Below are 16,586 nucleotides of genomic sequence, written 5' to 3' on the forward strand. Positions count from 1 at the left end.
CCCTACGTCCTGACAGCCAACCTTGTTTTCCTGCTGGCATCAGGCAAGCATCTCCTATTGTACCTGTTCGACCAATCTCTTTCCACTTTCCCTGATTTTTCAAAACCTACGTAACCTTCTCATTAGCTGGTATAAAAAATCCACTTCGGTACTATACTGTGAATACTCTTCAAATCTTTTCATTGACGAACGCAAGAGTGGGGGTAGCCATGAATACTTTTGATAATCGCAAGGATAATCTCTTACCACCTTTTAAAGTGGAATATCGAAGTGAAAATGCCGATGAACATCTGGCTCTACACCTTGCTCAACGCATTCGCTTGAAGCCCTTTGAAGAAGAAATTGTTCTGGTTTGTATTGGGACAGACCGTTCTACAGGCGATGCGCTGGGGCCGCTGGTAGGCAGCAAGCTGGAACCGCTCGCCCACCGCCATCTTCGGGTCTACGGTACCTTGGACGATCCTGTCCACGCGATGAACCTGAAGGAAAAGCTCGAACTCATCCAATCCAAGCATCCCAAATCGACAGTCATTGCAGTCGACGCCTGTCTCGGTCAATTTAGCCATGTCGGCAATATCAACGTGATTAACGGGCCGCTCAAGCCTGGTGCCGGTGTCAAAAAAGAGCTTCCGACAGTAGGAACCTTTCATATCACTGGGATTGTGAATGTAGGAGGCTTCATGGAATATTTTGTCCTCCAAAACACTCGTCTGGCAGTTGTAATGAGCATGGCAGAAATTATTGCTTCCGGATTGTCCAAAGCTGTTGTGTTAGCCTCTGAGGAAAGCCGATTGGGCAGCATTGAAAGTCATTGATTGATTTGCCCATCCGCGTTTGACTCATTTCTATAGGTGAAAGACTTGTTCTCCTCCCCCCTCTGGGAAACAAGTCTCTTTTTTTGTGTAAAAAAATGACCACTTCTGCTGCATTTGGAGAAGTGCCTGAGTGCCCCATTCTGGAACTTCCTCGATAAGCTCCCTATGAAACACTTCCTCCATTCTTAAAGCCTTGATATAGGCTTCTTACCCGCAAATGCGTAGTCTACCTGCTTCGATTTCTACATATATTGGCGTCAGCGCTGCCATCTCACCATCTGCATGCACCAGCAAAGGCTGCTCAGACTCTATTGTAATCTGCCGGCCACGCAAAAAAACAACGTTTGGATGATCCACATGGGCTCCTGTAAAAATCCTAGGAAATGCAAACAAAAGCCCCAGTCGAGTGACGTTCTGGACGACACAGATTTCGGCAACCCCGTCATCGGGCAACGCCTGTGGGCAGATCAGCATGCCCCCGCCATAGTTGGGAATATTGGCAATCGCTATGAGCCAAATTCTCTTCATTTGATGAACCTGTCCGTCTATATGCAAGGTAACATCGCATGGACAATAGGTACATAATACGCGGATGACCGACCATATATACGCCAGCTTGCCAAGTCGTAACCGGTTTAGCCACTTCTTGTATCCTGCCTCGTTCGTAGTTTTTGCCACCTGCCCGTCAAACCCTGCTCCAACTGAATTGACCGCCACTCGCCCATTGATTTTCAGCAAATCGATGCATTTCTCCCGCGTTTTCGACAGGATTCGTTCAATCGCCTGTGCGGGATCTTTGGGCAACCCATGACCTCGTGCAAAATCGTTACCTGATCCCGCTGGCACATGCCCGAATGTACACTCTTTTCCCGTTTCATAGATTCCGTTAACCACTTCGCTGACCGTTCCATCGCCGCCAACAGCAACTATCATTTTTACTTCCTCTTTTTCAATCAGCTCGATAACTAAAGTTTTTCCCTCCCCCTCATTGGATGTCTTCCTTACCCGATAGACGACTCCCTGCTGTCTTAGAATTGGTTCTATGCTGTTCCATACTTTTTCCCCTTTGCCATTGCCCGCTACTGGATTTACCACAAACCCAATCATCCTGATTCTCTCCCTCTGCGTCTGTTTTCTACGCAGCCAGTCTTTCTTGACTTTGCTTCCTGTTCGTACTCTATCTCACATTTTTTCGTTTCCAAGTTTCTTTGTGCTATTCTACCATTCCTTTTGTGCGATTGGGTTAGGAACCCCCCTGATAATGCTGCACTCATTCGTCAGCCAAATCTCCGCTCCTTCACACATACCAACCCTTTTTCACTCAACAAAAAAGACTCAACCATGATTTGGAAGAGTCTCATTTCTCACCTGTTCAGAAAACCTCTATCGAGGCCTGTTCGAGGAGGAGCGACCGCGTTTTAGCGGAAAGTTTTACCGAAGTAATGCCAGAAGCGGACGCTGAGGCACTTCGTCATGCGCTCCGGAATCCATAAACGTAAACGCTTATAAATTCCTATTCGTTAAAAAAACTTCGACAGCCATTCTACAATCGGAACACCCAAAGCCGCAATTACCAATGCGGGAAGCATGTTTGCCACGTTGATCTTTTTTATCTCTAAAATATTGATACCGATGGCGATAATCATCAGCCCTCCGACAGCCGTGATTTCTGCCAGCATGGCATCAAGCATGGTCTGACTTACCACATTATAGATTTGGGTCGATAAAAGCGCGATCAAACCTTGATAAATAAACACCGGCACCGCTGAAAAAAGGACGCCAATTCCTAATGTAGATGTAAAAATAATAGCTGAGAATCCGTCCAATAACGCCTTTGTGTACAAAATATCGTGGTTATTGCGCAGACCGCTGTCCATTGCTCCCAAAACAGCCATAGCTCCGATGCAATAGACAAGTGTTGCGGTAACAAACCCTGTTGCTATGCCGCCTTCTTTGCCACCGCCGACCTTCTTCTCCAACCATTGGCCCAGCCGATTCAACGCTTTTTCAATACCGATCAGTTCACCAAAAATCGATCCTACTACAATGCTCACAATCATGAGCAAAAAGTTGTCGGTCCCAAGACTCATCTGAATCCCAAGCAGGACTACTGCCAATCCAATCCCTTGCATGACCGTTTTTCGAATCGAATCCGGAATTCGTGTCAAAAGCCTTCCCAACAATGCCCCAACCACGATCGCCAGGGCATTTACCAGGGTCCCTAATAAAATCACGTTTTTCTCCTCCAACGGAAGGCATTACACAAAGGCAGCCGCGATTTCCCTGACAGCTTGAATAAGCGCTTCTACGTCTTTCTGCGTGTTGAAAATGCCATAGCTGGCCCGAACAGCGCCCTTTTGCTCTGTTCCCGCTGTCTGATGGCCCAGCGGAGTGCAATGATACCCTGACCTCGTCGCAATCCCGTACTGTTGATCGAGAATAAAAGAAACTTCAGAGGCATCTACTCCATCAATATTAAAGGATACAACACCGACACGCTCGACTTCCACGCCGGGTCCATATACTTCAACGCCCTGAATTTGCGTCAGGCCCACAAGCGTCTGCTTCGTCAGCTCCCACTCTTGCTCGCGTATGTTTTCCACGCCTTTTTCCATGACGTAGGATACCCCAGCCAGCAATCCAGCTAATCCAACGGTATTAACCGTTCCGCTCTCATAGCGATCCGGTCTGGTTGTAGGCTGATCGATCGCTTCCGATTGGCTTCCTGTTCCACCGTGAATCAACGGTTCAAGATCAATGTCATTATGAACGTACAAAGCTCCCGTCCCCTGCGGACCATACAATCCTTTATGGCCCGGGAATGCAAGCATATCGATGTTCATCTCTTCTACATGTATGGGCAGTACACCAGCTGACTGCGATGCATCAACTAAAAACGCCACACCATGCTGTTTTGACAGTGCACCTAGCTCTGCGATCGGCAGGATAACACCAGTCAAATTGGAAGCGTGACTGACAGCCAAAAGACGGGTATTCTGTTGGAGTGCTTTTTCAAAGTCCTCCGGGTAAAACTGATGGTCATCTCTTGGTTCCACATACGTAATCTCAACTCCGATTGTTTTACGCATGTATTCCAGAGGTCGTCGTACAGAATTATGCTCCACAGACGAAGACACCACATGATCTCCCGGCTTTAGAAACCCCTTTATAGCCTGATTGAGCGCTTGCGTCGCGTTCAGATAAAAAAAGAGGTTATTTGGGTTTTGGATCCCAAACAACCGCGATAATTGCACGCGTGTGCGAAACACGGATTTGCTAGCTTTCATCCCTAAAGTATGTCCGCCTCTGCCTGGGTTTGCAGCAAAATCGTCGATGACTTCAGCCATCATTTCCTTTACAGCCGGCGGTTTCGGCCAGGTAGAAGCTGCGTTATCCAAATAGATGATCGCCATGACTACCTCCTGCACTTATTTTTCCGATTGCAATAGATCGATGATTCGTTGCAAATCTTCCTGCGAGTAAAAATCGATTTCAATTTTGCCGCGCTTCGTCCCCTTCTTGATCTTAACCGAGGTCCCAAAGAGGCTTCTTAGACGCTGCTCGATCTCCACCAACACAGGCTCGTTCTTCGCGGTTTTTTTCTTCTTTGTTTCACGTGAAACATTCAGTTGTTTCACCAGCTCTTCCAGCTGCCGTACGCTTAATCCTTTTTCAACAACATCCTTGGCCAGTTGCTGCTGTGCTTGCTCTTTCGTTACTGCCAGCAACGCACGTGCATGTCCCATAGAAAGCTCTGCCGTCGATACCATCTTGCGGATCGTCTCAGGCAGCTGCAGCAATCGCAGCATGTTTGCCACATGCGGTCTGCTCTTTCCGATCCTCTGCGCCAATTGATCCTGTGTATAGTCATGATGGGCAATCAGCTTTTCGTAAGCTTCTGCTTCTTCCAACGGATTTAGGTTCTCCCGTTGCAGATTTTCAATCAAAGCAATTTCCATTAGCTGTTGATCGGTATAAGCTTTCACTACAACAGGCACTTGCTTCAGACCACAGAGCTTGGCAGCGCGCAGTCTTCGCTCTCCCGCTACCAGCTCAAAGCCTTTGATGCTTTTCCGTACGATCAATGGCTGAATGATCCCGTGTTCTTTAATAGACTGAGCCAGTTCCTCGATAGCGGCCGGTTCAAACTCTTTACGGGGCTGATATGGATTGGGACGAATCTCACTGACGGAAACCTCTTTCACCTGTTCCCCTTCCTCGATGAGATTGGACGTAATAAGTGCATTCAGCCCTTTTCCCAAACCTCTACTCATACCCCAACCACTTCCTTCGCCAGATCAGTATAAACTTCCGCACCCCTGGAGCGTGGATCATACGTAATGATGGCTTGTCCGTGCGATGGAGCTTCACTCAAGCGCACATTACGGGGAATAATCGTTTTGTACACTTTTTCTTGAAAGTACTTTTTCACTTCTTCAATCACTTGAATTCCCAGGTTCGTACGCGCATCCAGCATCGTCAAAACGACACCTTCGATAGCAAGCTGGGAATTAAGATGCTTTTGAACCAGGCGAATCGTATTTAACAGTTGGCTCAAACCCTCTAGCGCATAGTATTCACATTGGATCGGAATGAGCACAGAATCAGCTGCAGTCAAGGAATTCACAGTCAAAATCCCCAAGGAAGGCGGACAATCAATGATCACAAAATCGTATTTGTCTTTTACTACTTCCAGAGCCTTTTTCAAACGAACTTCACGTGAGATCGTTGGGACTAGCTCAATTTCTGCTCCCGCCAGCTGAATGGTGGCCGGAATAATCATCAAACCTTCAATGTCCGTTGGCAAAGTGGCATCTACCGGGCTAATGTCGTTGATCAATACATCATAGATACAGTATCGCACATCGGCCTTGTTGACTCCGATCCCGCTGGTCGCGTTCCCCTGTGGGTCAATGTCCACCAGTAGCACCTTTTTCCCCAATGCGGCCAGACAAGCGCTTAGATTGACGGACGTAGTCGTTTTCCCGACGCCGCCTTTCTGGTTCGCAACCGCAATGATTTTACCCAACTTCTCCACCTCATTCTTTTCGTGTAGGAAAGTCTCCTGTTACTCACAGGTTCTTAGCTGCCTATCTCAACTTTCCGGGACGCTTAAACGAGTGTACGCGCATTCCAATCGCCGTCACCCGAGCAGATTATTTCCAAGAGAAAATGCTAATTTTATTCGAGAAAACCTGATTTGTGTAGTACATACCATGTTACCAGATTTGGCCCGTCACCGTACGCTGTTTTTTTCATATTGAGGCATTTTGCCCTTATTTTTATCCAAACAAAGGCGGATGTTCCTGTTTTTCTAAGGGATTCGATGACGCATGACTCATTGTTGATGAAAACCTTAGAAATCCTTGCTCTACCAAAGATTTTCCACTCTTTTTTTCAACCGCGACAAATGATAATGGCGCTGTCTTCAGCCGTTAATTTTACACTGGCATAATGGTTTTCAAGACGTTCCTTTGGGTAATTTTACCGCCATTCAATTCGCTTTTAAAATCAGTGTCTAGAGTGGCATTGTGATACACAGATAATCGAAAAAATGGCGAACGCTTTTCCACTCCTACGTTTCGGCTAAAGGCTTCCTGCTTTCGCGAATATAACGATAGTCAAACTCCTTTCTCAGCCAAAGTAGTGAACCTACCTCAACTCAAGAAACATTGTAAAAGAGAAAGCAGTAAATTCCCGTCCTTGCACGCTGTACATCGTTAACGTTTCAGGGCAAAAGGACCCCTAGCGAAGCCTGATCCAGGAGAATTTTACTGCGCACTATCAATAGTGTTAACGAACGAGTTGCAAAAGCCGATGCCGAGTCAATGCCTCGTGCCGCCCTCTGATGAGTTCTTATACGATAAGAAAACCTCTATCGAGGCCTTCTTATGGAGGAGCGACCGCGTTTTAGCGGGAAGTTTTACCGAAGGAATGCCAGAAGCGGACGCTGAGGCACTTCGCCATGCGCACCGGAATTCATAAGCGTTTACGATTATGAATTCCTACACGTTCAAAAAGAACGGCGGCTTGTTTGCCACCGTTCACTCCCCTCTTTGCTCGGGGTAAAAACCGTTCTATTCGGGTTCGATTTACTTGTTTGTATCTTTATTTTTAGGAATCCGAATCGTAAACTGATAAAACTCGTCGTGATCTTCCTCGTCTGTCTCAAGGGAAAGTCCTGTTTGCAAAACCATATCAATGGATTGGCGAACAGTATTGATCGCAATTCGCGCATCTCTGGAGAACGCCTTCCATTTTGGCTTCGCTTCTTTTTCCTTTTTCGGATTTTCCTCTGCCTCCAGAAGCTGTTTGACCCTCACTTCTGTTTGCTTCACGTTCCATTCCCGCTCAAGAATTTCCTGTAGAACCTTCACTTGCAGTTCTGTTTGTTTTAATGGAATCAACGCACGTGCGTGACGCTCTGTTACCTGCCTGGCCAACAATGCGTCCTGGATTTCTTGTGGCAAATGAAGCAAACGGAGCTTATTGGCAATCGTAGACTGTCCTTTTCCCAACCGCTGCGCCAGACTCTCCTGCGTCAGACTGTGCAGATCGATCAGCTTTTGATAGGCAACCGCTTCTTCAATAGCAGTCAATCCTTCTCGCTGCAAGTTTTCAATTAAAGCAATCGATGCAGTTTGCGCGTCATTGAACTCTTTTACGATCGCTGGAATTCGTTCCATGCCCAACTTTTTCGTTGCACGCAAACGACGTTCTCCCGCAATCAATTCATATTGACCGTCTCTTACCCGCACAACGATCGGCTGAATCAATCCATGAGTTCGAATGGTTTGACACAACTCATCAATTCTCTCATCATCAAAAACCGTGCGAGGCTGATAAGGATTCGGCACGATCTCCTCAACCGGTATTTGTCTGATTTCCTCGTTGTCTGTTTTGTCGGTCAACCCGAAAATTCGAGAAAATGAATCCTTCACTGCCATAGAAAATCCCCCACTTCTACCCGTTCCATCCTTGCTATTGCATTCCAATCATTGGTTTTTGCCGGAAACCTTGGGTGTATTCTTGTTTGTTTGAAACAAAGAAACCAAATCCATTTCAGCGAGCTTTAACCTCTTTTCGGTATCACCCTGTCCGATGGGAACACAAAGCTGGGTAGCCTTTGTACCGACTGCTTGTCCAGCTCATGAAAGACAACTCCCTTTCCAGCAATCACATTCCATCCAAAAGGCACGATATCTTTACTCTCCCTTTCTCGAATAACGATCCTTGCTTCGATACATCGGGTAGACAGATTCGTGCTTGCATAAAAAAATAATGCGATCATAGACCTCCCTGCCTTTTCCAAGGCTGGTAATGGGATAACTGTGACCTTGTAACTTGGTGAATGCTGCCTGCCCTTCCTTTTCCATATGAAAAGGTTCCTCGGCACTAGACGAAAAGACGCTTAAAGCTCTTTTCTGCAATGGCAAAAAAACTATTGTCCTACATACGTTCTGCGACCATTCCTACATACGTTTCTTTTCTAATTGTAATTCTGCAAGTTTCGCCCAATTCCTGCTAATGAAAAACGTTTCACGTGAAACATCAGTCGTGGTCATCGTCATAGCAAACACGCTTTCCGCGCCTGCTCTGCACTTCTTCCTCCTCTAAATGGTCTTCGGTAAAATGTGAAACTTTAGTGGCGTGAAAAAGCTTTGGAAATAATCTGTGGAAATCTAGTGTTAAGTAAGCAAAAAACGCAGCCACGATGGCTGTAATATACATCCCCGCACTGAACATCAGACCAATGGCCGACGCTACCCACATTCCTGCAGCTGTAGTAAGCCCTTTGACAGACCCATTGTATTTGATGATCGCACCCGCTCCTAAAAAGCCCATTCCCGTGACAACCTGTGCGGCCACCCTCCCCGGATCCTGATTAACCCCACTTGACGAAAACCCATAGATCGAAGCAAGCCCAAACAGACAGGAGCCAAAGCAAACTAGGCTATAGGTACGAAATCCAGCTCCTCTTGTCCGGCTCACGTCTTTAATAAACCGTTCTCTCTCCCATCCCATGATTGCTCCGGCCAAAAACGCCAAGAATAATCGCAACAGGATCGTCGGCAGCTCCGGTGGAAAAAGGAGAGCTTGGACATTTTCCATATATGTTCACCCTCTCAAAAGGCATCGCTCAGTGAAAAAGTTACTTGTATGTATATGCGATGAGAGCAAAAGACATGCCCTTGTGGAGGGAGTAGCTCACCACTTCCTCTGCTTCGACCTGAATGGAAAAATCCGAATAAAAAAAGGCCGCAGCACCTAGGCTACGACCTAATTTTGTTACACGATTGGTTTCTTCGCAGGGATTCCTGCTTTGCGTGGGTAAGACTTTGGCGTAGCCTCCACCTTTTCCACAACGACGATGTTCCGCTCGCCAGCTTCCTCCATCAGTTGGAAGGTTTCTACCTTACGCGTCTTGCCACCAAGAGTTTTGATCGCCTTCTTCGCTTCATTTAGCTCGAGCGTCATCTCAGCGCCTTTGAGAGCGACAAAATGCCCTCCAACCTTTGCAAATGGCAAACAAAACTCAGACAACAAATTCATTCGCGCTACTGCTCGCGCGACGACGAGATCGTATTTTTCCCGATGTGCTGGCTCCTGTCCGCGCTCTTCTGCCCGACCATGGACAGGATTCACATTCTCCAGCCCCAGCTCGCTCGCCACATGCTGCAAAAAGTTCATTCGCTTGTTCAAGGAGTCGATGATCGTCATTTTCAGATGCGGGAAGCAAATCTTGAGAGGGATGCTAGGAAAGCCCGCTCCCCCTCCGATATCCACTACAGTCACTGCCTTATCAAAAGGGAAATAGAACGCCGGTGTAATGGAATCATAGAAATGCTTGTTATATACCTGTCCCTCTTCCGTAATACCTGTCAGGTTCATTTTTTCATTCCATTCGACCAGCAGGTGGAAAAACTGATCAAACTGGGTCATTTGACGCTCCGTCAATACAATGCCTTTAGCGGCCAGCGCCTCAGCGAACTGCTCATTCGTCATTTGCTTTTTCTCCTTACTCCGCCGCGCCTACGCGATTGTACTGCTCCAAATATACCATCAGTACAGAAATATCTGCAGGCGTTACTCCCGCGATCCGCGCACCTTGACCGATATTTAATGGACGGATTCGCGACATGTTTTCACGCGCTTCTTTTGACATACCTGAAATTTGATGGTAGTCCAGATTTTCCGGAATCCGGCGCTCCTCCAACTTTTTCATCCGCTCTACTTGCTGGAGCGACTTTTTGATGTAGCCATCGTATTTGATCTGAATTTCTACCTGCTCGGCTACGTCCTCTGGCAACGGCTCAGCAGGAGGCATCATTTGAGCGATGTGGCTGTAGGTCAATTCTGGACGGCGCAGCAGCTGTGCGAGCTCGATTACCTCGGTCAGTTCAGGTGAACCAGCTACACGCAGTATTTCTTGAATATGCTCCATATCCGGACGAACACGCGTATTGTTCACGCGCTCTTTTTCCTGTTCAATCAGCTGCCGCTTCGCATTGAAACGGTTATAGCGATCTTCGTTGATCAGACCGATCTCGTACCCAATGTCTGTCAAGCGCAGATCCGCATTGTCGTGGCGCAAAAGCAACCGATATTCGGCACGGGATGTGAGCAAACGATATGGCTCGTGGGTTCCTTTTGTGACCAAATCATCGATCAGTACCCCGATGTAAGCTTCTTCACGTCCCAAAACGACAGGTGGTTTGTCCTGCACACGGCGAGCTGCGTTGATTCCCGCCATCAAGCCTTGACCAGCCGCTTCCTCATAGCCGGATGTCCCGTTGATTTGTCCTGCGGTAAAAAGGCCCGGCAAAACTTTCGTTTCTAAAGATGGCCACAGCTGTGTAGGCACCACCGAATCGTACTCAATCGCATAGCCTGGCCGCATCATTTTAACTTCTTCCATCCCCGTCATCGAGCGAAGCATCGAGAGCTGCACGTCTTCCGGCAAGCTGGTAGACAAGCCTTGCACGTACATTTCCTCTGTATTGCGCCCTTCTGGCTCCAGGAAGATCTGGTGGCGCGGCTTGTCGTTGAAACGAACGACCTTATCCTCGATAGACGGGCAATAACGCGGTCCTGTTCCTTCGATCATCCCCGAGTACATAGGGGCACGATGCAGGTTGCCATTGATCAGCTCATGCGTTTGCTCGTTAGTATAAGTCAGCCAGCAAGGCAATTGATCCGTGATAAACTCCGTCGTTTCATAGGAAAACGCACGCGGAATCTCGTCGCCAGGCTGGATTTCCATTTTCGTAAAATCGATGCTGTTTTTATGCACACGTGGTGGTGTCCCAGTTTTGAAACGTGTCATCTCAAAGCCGAGCTCTTTTAAATGATGCGCCAAACGGATGGAAGGACGCATGTTGTTCGGACCGCTCTCATACTGGAGGTCACCCAGAATGATTTTTCCGCGCAGATACGTACCCGTCGTCAAAACGACTGACTTGGCTTTATAACGCGCACCTGTTTGGGTCACGACCCCTTCGCAGACTCCATCGTTGACAATCAGCTCTTCAACCATGGCCTGACGCAGCAACAGATTCGGTGTATTTTCGATCGTATGCTTCATTTCGTGCTGGTAGGCAAATTTATCTGCTTGCGCGCGCAATGCGTGTACAGCAGGTCCTTTCCCCGTGTTCAGCATCCGCATTTGAATGTACGTTTTATCCGTATTGCGCCCCATTTCTCCGCCCAGCGCATCGATTTCACGCACGACATGCCCTTTCGCAGGACCGCCAACGGATGGGTTACATGGCATAAAAGCGACAGCATCCAAATTGATGGTTAACAGCAAAGTACTACAACCCATTCGGGCCGCTGCCAATGCCGCTTCACACCCCGCATGACCAGCCCCAATCACGATGACGTCAAACGAGTCAGCTTCATACATAGGTACAGCGTTCACTTTATTTTCCTCCTCCTCGGATTTCCTATTTGCCGAGACAAAACTGTGAGAAGATCTGGTCGATCAAGTCTTCACCGACACTCTCCCCGATGACCTCTCCCAGCAGCTCCCACGCTTTTTTGATATCGATTTGAATCATATCAACAGGCATCAGCCCATCTATGCCACTCAATGCATCGTCCATCGCCTGTTCTGCCTGTCTTAGAAGATGGATATGGCGCGCATTGCTCACGTACGTCAAATCATCCTGCTGGACGCGGCCACTGAAGAAGATATCGCTGATCGCCTGCTCCAAAAGCTCGATTCCCGTCTCCTGCCTTGCCGATGTCATAATCAACGGCTGCTGCGGGAAATGACGTTTAATTTCTTCTAAATCAATCTTTTGCGGCAAGTCAAACTTGTTGACGATTACGATGACAGAAAAGCCTTTCGCCGCCTCAAAGATGGCGTAATCATCTGCACTCAATGGTTCATTATAATTGAGAACAAGCAGCACGAGGTCTGCTTTTTGCAATAACTGTCTGGATTTCTCCACACCAATTTTTTCTACAATATCCTCGGTATCACGAATCCCGGCTGTATCGATCAAACGCAAAGGCACGCCGCGTACATTGACATACTCTTCAATCACATCACGCGTCGTTCCAGCGACATCCGTTACAATCGCTTTTTCCTCTTGCACCAGACTATTCAAAAGCGAGGATTTCCCTACATTCGGACGCCCGATAATAGCCGTAGAGAGTCCCTCACGCAAGATTTTCCCTTGTTTCGCCGTCTGCAAAAGCCGTTTGATCTCTGCTTTGACCTCTTCGCACTTGCCACGCAAGAAATTTTGCGTAAATTCCTCAACATCGTGCTCCGGATAGTCCAAAGTCACCTCGATATGCGCCATAGCTTCGATCAGATTTTGACGCAGCTGGCGAATCAGACGCGAGAGCTTCCCCTCTACCTGATTTAATGCAACCTTCATCGCGCGGTCAGTCTTTGCTCGAATCAAGTCGATCACGGCTTCCGCCTGGGATAAGTCCACCCGTCCGTTGAGAAACGCCCGCTTCGTAAACTCTCCAGGCTCCGCCAATCTGGCGCCGTTCTCCAATATCAAATCCAACACACGCTCAACAGAAACGATTCCTCCGTGGCAATTGACTTCCACGACATCCTCTCGCGTAAACGTGCGCGGTGCCTTCATTACGGAAACGAGCACTTCCTCTACGAGTCCCCCCGTCTGTGGATCATGCAAATGTCCATAGTGAATCGTATGTGTGTCCACAGTGGACAACTCGTTTTTTCCTTTGTATATCTTATCCACAACTTCGATCGCTTCCGGTCCACTTACCCGGATCACGGCAATTCCGCCCTCACCCATCGGTGTCGCGACCGCCGCTATTGTATCGAATTTCATGCTGTTCACCTCAAGCTTTCCAATCAAAACAAGTCAGCCACTAACTTACTAGCTTACCAGATCGCCTCGAAAAATACCAAAAGAAAGTGCATCCGAACGCGTAGCCTCTCCTCCAACAGGAAAAAGCAACCCTGCCATCCAGGTTGCTTGCCGAAGTTCTTATCCACAGTATGGTCTTTTTCCGTGAACTCCAACCATCTCGCAGCTTTTGGGGTTATCCACTGTGGACAAGTTTACTACACGTCCGCAAAAAACGACAGAGAAAAGCACCAGTTGACCTAAAAGCCTCGAAACGTGACAAAAAAAGGAAGCCTACTTAGAGGCTTCCTTCGGTGCGATGACAATATATCGATTGGGTTCGTCCCCTTCACTGAACGTCACGACATCGGAGCGTTTTTGCAAAAAGGCGTGTATGACTTTGCGCTCTGCCGCTGACATCGGCTCCAGACGGACATCTCTTCTGGTAGAAAGGGCTTTTTTGGCTACTCGATCCGCGAGCTGCTCCAGGGTTTCCCTGCGGCGCAGCCGGTAGTTTTCTGCATCCAACGTGATGCGAACGTGCTTGTCCGCATGACGGTTTGCTACGACGTTTACGAGATACTGCAGTGAATCAAGAGTTTGTCCCCTACGGCCAATAATGATTCCTAGATTGGATCCCTGGATGTCAAACAGTACGCCTTCTTCATTCGATTGTTGTTCCACTTTGGCATCCACCTTCATGTTGGACAACACATCCTGAAGAAATTCACGTCCCTGGGCAACGGGGTCAAAATGAAATTCAACTTCCACTTTGGCGTCCTTGGTTCCGATCAGTCCAAAAAGGCCGCGACTCGGTTCTTCCAATACACGGACACTCGCTTTTTCACGAGGTACACCCAACTCCAGTAAAGCTTTCTGCACAGCATCGTCTATCGTTTTTGCCGTAGCTACCACCTTTTTCACTTGGAGGCTCCCTCCTTAGGAGTAAGCTTACTACCTTTATCACGGTACAGGAAATAGGTTTGCACAATGGTAAACACGTTACCGTATACCCAGTACAGAGACAGTGCGGATGGCAATGTGACCGCGATCGCCAGGATCATCAGCGGCATCATTACTAGCATCATTTGCATCTGTGGATTTCCTTGATTCGCCTGTCCCATCATTTTGGACTGCAAATACGTCGTAATAGCTGCCACGATCGGCAAAATGTAGTACGGGTCTTTTGCGCCCAGAGTCAGCCACAGGAAGGTTTGAGACTTGATTTCCGACGTCCGGATGATAGCGTGGTAGAACGCGATCAGGATTGGCATCTGAACCAGCATCGGCAAGCATCCTGCAAGAGGATTGACACCGTTCTTCTGGAAGATCGCCATCGTTTCTTGCTGTGCCTTTTGCGGATCATTTTTGTGCTTCTCACGGATTTTTTGCATTTCCGGTTGAAGCTCCTGCATTTTCTTGGAGCTCTTGATCTGCTTGACCATCAAAGGAAGAACAATCAGGCGGATAATGATCGTCGCTACCAGAATACCCAGACCGTAGTTGTTGCCAAGTATCAAAGCACTTTCTTTAATCAACCAGGACAAGGGGTAAACCAAATACTTGTCCCAGATGCCGGTTGCGTCAGGGCCGATTGGTGCAGCTGTCTGAGGGTTACAGCCCGACAAAACGAGAACCAGCAAGGTCAGCATAACGATGCTGAGGGTACGTCTACTCAAGGAAAGATCCTCCTTTTCCCCGCTTCGAATGAGGTTATGGATTATTTGTGGTTTTCCGGGACTGGATCAAACCCGCCCGGGTGAAACGGATGGCATTTCAGGATGCGACGAAGAGCCAGCCATCCTCCCCTCCACGGTCCAAATCTCCGAATCGATTCGATCGCGTAGTGAGAGCATGTAGGCGCGAATCTGCATGTAGGAGGCTTCAGCGGGGATATGAACAGCTGGTACCCACGAATCAACCAAACCATGACCTTCGCAATCATCGAATCACCCTTTTCTTCCATTATGTACGGGTGCCTGCTTGATCACCTTCGCTCTCTTCATCACGTGCAGGAGCGACTGTTCAATAGCTTCAAGCGACATGGCCTCCACACCTGGACGCGCAATGATAACGAGATCCAGTCCTTGTGGAATCCTATTTTCCAAACGCGCGACTGCTTCGCGAATAAGGCGCTTGACCCTGTTACGAATAACGGCGTTGCCAATCTTTTTACTGACGGAAATTCCGGCACGAAAAGCAGCTGGTCCCTCCTGCTTGGCTGTGTACAGGACAAATTGCTTATTGGCAGCAGAACTTCCTCTTTGAAACACTTCTTGAAACTGCTCATTTTTTTTGAGCCGGTGTGAACGATGCAAGGTAAACAACCCCTAACATCATAATTATAGTAGAAAACGCAAACAGCATCTACCAGTATATCCTTGTTTCGTTCACTTTTTTCCCGATTCTACAGATCGAATACAAGAAATTTCTAAAAAGAGAGAAACACGTTCCGTCCCCTACATGAAAAAAAGCCAGTAAACTCTTTGTCCTCTTCGCAAAAAGGCCTTCCTGCCCTCTTGAATGTTTCACCCTTTCGGTAGCTAGGTAATCATTTTCCTTCCAAAAGGTTCAACATAATAGCAGGACTTCCTCTTTCATCGAAACAAAGAATTTTCCGACTTTAGCAAGTGAATTAAGGTTCCCTAGAGCATTTTCCTCTATGGCACCTAAGAAAGCAAAAAAGGCCACGGAAAGTGTGGCCTATGCGGAAAGAACTTTTCTTCCTCTTTGACGACGAGCAGCCAAAACTTTACGGCCATTCTTCGTGCTCATGCGCTTACGGAATCCGTGATCCTTTTTGCGCTTACGGTTGTTAGGATTGAAAGATGGTTTCATTGCGTATACACCTCCGCCTTTACAGACATTCCTTCGCATTATAAAAAGATATGCCTAAAAAGTCAAGTGACAGTGGAATTTCCTTACCAAGTTAAATATCCCCACAAGACTATTTCCCAACATACTTTCTACCTGTGGATATCATTTTATCCACAAAAACAAAATTCGACAAGAATATCTACAGCTTGTACACAAAATATTGAGATGTGAATATGTGATTAGCACCAGTGGTTGTGTTTGTGGATAAGTATGAAAAAACCATTGATGCCAAGCCTTATATCTGTTATCATATTTTTGTTTTGAAGCGTGAATAACTCCGATAGGTCAATCGGCTTTTCCACAGCATGTGGATAAATTTGTGGACAGATTCCCCCCTGTGTGTATGTTGTTACCCACAAGAGTGCGGATAAGCGTCTGCTTTTTTTCTCTTCTCCGAGTGGAATCCCTTTTTTTCGACTTTTTTTATCCACAGTCGACTACCTATGACCGTGTTGACAACCGAGTCAAACATACGCGGATAATTGCAATTTTTCATGTTCATTTCCTAGAATCGTATTTTATTATTCGGATTGCCCAAAAGGAGGGATTCTGG

At 47.4% G+C, this 16,586-nt stretch carries 16 protein-coding genes; 1 reads left to right on the forward strand and 15 read right to left on the reverse strand.

Annotation, left to right across the window (positions count from 1 at the left end; all coding sequences use genetic code 11):
* Positions 1 to 209 precede the first annotated feature (209 nt).
* Entirely contained in the window at positions 210 to 815 is a 606-nt protein-coding gene (yyaC, locus tag ACLIN2_RS30110) for a spore protease YyaC (protein ID WP_411502978.1), read from the forward strand.
* A gap of 207 nt (positions 816 to 1,022) precedes the next feature.
* Here yyaC and ACLIN2_RS30115 read toward each other — a convergent pair whose 3' ends face one another.
* The 15 genes from ACLIN2_RS30115 to rpmH all read right to left on the reverse strand — a co-directional run bounded on the left by ACLIN2_RS30115 (position 1,023) and on the right by rpmH (position 15,994).
* The gene (locus ACLIN2_RS30115; RefSeq protein WP_411502979.1) at positions 1,023 to 1,922 is read right to left on the reverse strand and encodes a diacylglycerol/lipid kinase family protein; all 900 of its coding nucleotides are present in this window, start codon (positions 1,920 to 1,922) and stop codon (positions 1,023 to 1,025) included.
* Positions 1,923 to 2,335: 413 nt separating this feature from the next.
* A complete protein-coding gene (locus tag ACLIN2_RS30120) occupies positions 2,336 to 3,049 on the reverse strand; it encodes a DUF554 domain-containing protein (RefSeq protein WP_400588500.1) in 714 nt (237 codons plus the stop codon).
* 24 nt (positions 3,050 to 3,073) lie between these two features.
* A complete protein-coding gene (locus tag ACLIN2_RS30125) occupies positions 3,074 to 4,228 on the reverse strand; it encodes an aminotransferase class V-fold PLP-dependent enzyme (RefSeq protein ID WP_411502980.1) in 1,155 nt (384 codons plus the stop codon).
* 15 nt (positions 4,229 to 4,243) lie between these two features.
* The gene (locus tag ACLIN2_RS30130) at positions 4,244 to 5,089 is read right to left on the reverse strand and encodes a ParB/RepB/Spo0J family partition protein (RefSeq protein ID WP_092271133.1); all 846 of its coding nucleotides are present in this window, start codon (positions 5,087 to 5,089) and stop codon (positions 4,244 to 4,246) included.
* Entirely contained in the window at positions 5,086 to 5,844 is a 759-nt protein-coding gene (locus tag ACLIN2_RS30135) for a ParA family protein (RefSeq protein ID WP_092271130.1), read from the reverse strand. The genes ACLIN2_RS30130 and ACLIN2_RS30135 overlap by 4 nt, the downstream gene beginning before the upstream one ends.
* Positions 5,845 to 6,907: 1,063 nt before the next feature.
* Positions 6,908 to 7,762 carry a nucleoid occlusion protein gene (noc, locus tag ACLIN2_RS30140; protein WP_092271124.1) on the reverse strand — a complete coding sequence of 285 codons (855 nt, stop codon included), beginning with the start codon at positions 7,760 to 7,762 and terminating at the stop codon, positions 6,908 to 6,910.
* A gap of 604 nt (positions 7,763 to 8,366) precedes the next feature.
* Positions 8,367 to 8,927, reverse strand: coding sequence for an MgtC/SapB family protein (locus tag ACLIN2_RS30145; protein ID WP_400588498.1), 561 nt, complete (start codon positions 8,925 to 8,927; stop codon positions 8,367 to 8,369).
* 177 nt (positions 8,928 to 9,104) lie between these two features.
* On the reverse strand, positions 9,105 to 9,821 hold the full coding sequence (rsmG, locus tag ACLIN2_RS30150) for a 16S rRNA (guanine(527)-N(7))-methyltransferase RsmG (RefSeq protein WP_411502981.1): 717 nt from the start codon (positions 9,819 to 9,821) through the stop codon (positions 9,105 to 9,107).
* A 13-nt stretch (positions 9,822 to 9,834) separates the two neighbouring features.
* The gene (gene mnmG / locus ACLIN2_RS30155; RefSeq protein ID WP_411502982.1) at positions 9,835 to 11,736 is read right to left on the reverse strand and encodes a tRNA uridine-5-carboxymethylaminomethyl(34) synthesis enzyme MnmG; all 1,902 of its coding nucleotides are present in this window, start codon (positions 11,734 to 11,736) and stop codon (positions 9,835 to 9,837) included.
* A 25-nt stretch (positions 11,737 to 11,761) separates the two neighbouring features.
* The gene (mnmE, locus tag ACLIN2_RS30160) at positions 11,762 to 13,138 is read right to left on the reverse strand and encodes a tRNA uridine-5-carboxymethylaminomethyl(34) synthesis GTPase MnmE (protein WP_301170091.1); all 1,377 of its coding nucleotides are present in this window, start codon (positions 13,136 to 13,138) and stop codon (positions 11,762 to 11,764) included.
* Between the two features lie 312 nt (positions 13,139 to 13,450).
* On the reverse strand, positions 13,451 to 14,080 hold the full coding sequence (gene jag, locus ACLIN2_RS30165) for an RNA-binding cell elongation regulator Jag/EloR (protein WP_092271109.1): 630 nt from the start codon (positions 14,078 to 14,080) through the stop codon (positions 13,451 to 13,453).
* A complete protein-coding gene (yidC, locus tag ACLIN2_RS30170) occupies positions 14,077 to 14,835 on the reverse strand; it encodes a membrane protein insertase YidC (protein WP_327931053.1) in 759 nt (252 codons plus the stop codon). The genes jag and yidC overlap by 4 nt, the downstream gene beginning before the upstream one ends.
* A 41-nt stretch (positions 14,836 to 14,876) precedes the next feature.
* Complete coding sequence (gene yidD, locus ACLIN2_RS30175) at positions 14,877 to 15,101, reverse strand: membrane protein insertion efficiency factor YidD (RefSeq protein ID WP_092271940.1); 225 nt, start codon at positions 15,099 to 15,101, stop codon at positions 14,877 to 14,879.
* Positions 15,102 to 15,105: 4 nt separating this feature from the next.
* Positions 15,106 to 15,474, reverse strand: a complete 369-nt coding sequence (gene rnpA, locus ACLIN2_RS30180; RefSeq protein ID WP_301170090.1) for a ribonuclease P protein component — start codon at positions 15,472 to 15,474, stop codon at positions 15,106 to 15,108.
* 385 nt (positions 15,475 to 15,859) lie between these two features.
* Positions 15,860 to 15,994 (reverse strand): 50S ribosomal protein L34, encoded by a 135-nt coding sequence (gene rpmH / locus ACLIN2_RS30185; RefSeq protein ID WP_092271100.1) that lies wholly within the window; start codon positions 15,992 to 15,994, stop codon positions 15,860 to 15,862.
* Between the last annotated feature and the right edge of the window lie 592 nt (positions 15,995 to 16,586).

Source organism: Brevibacillus centrosporus, from assembly GCF_046622605.1.
GTDB classification, from domain to species: domain Bacteria; phylum Bacillota; class Bacilli; order Brevibacillales; family Brevibacillaceae; genus Brevibacillus; species Brevibacillus centrosporus.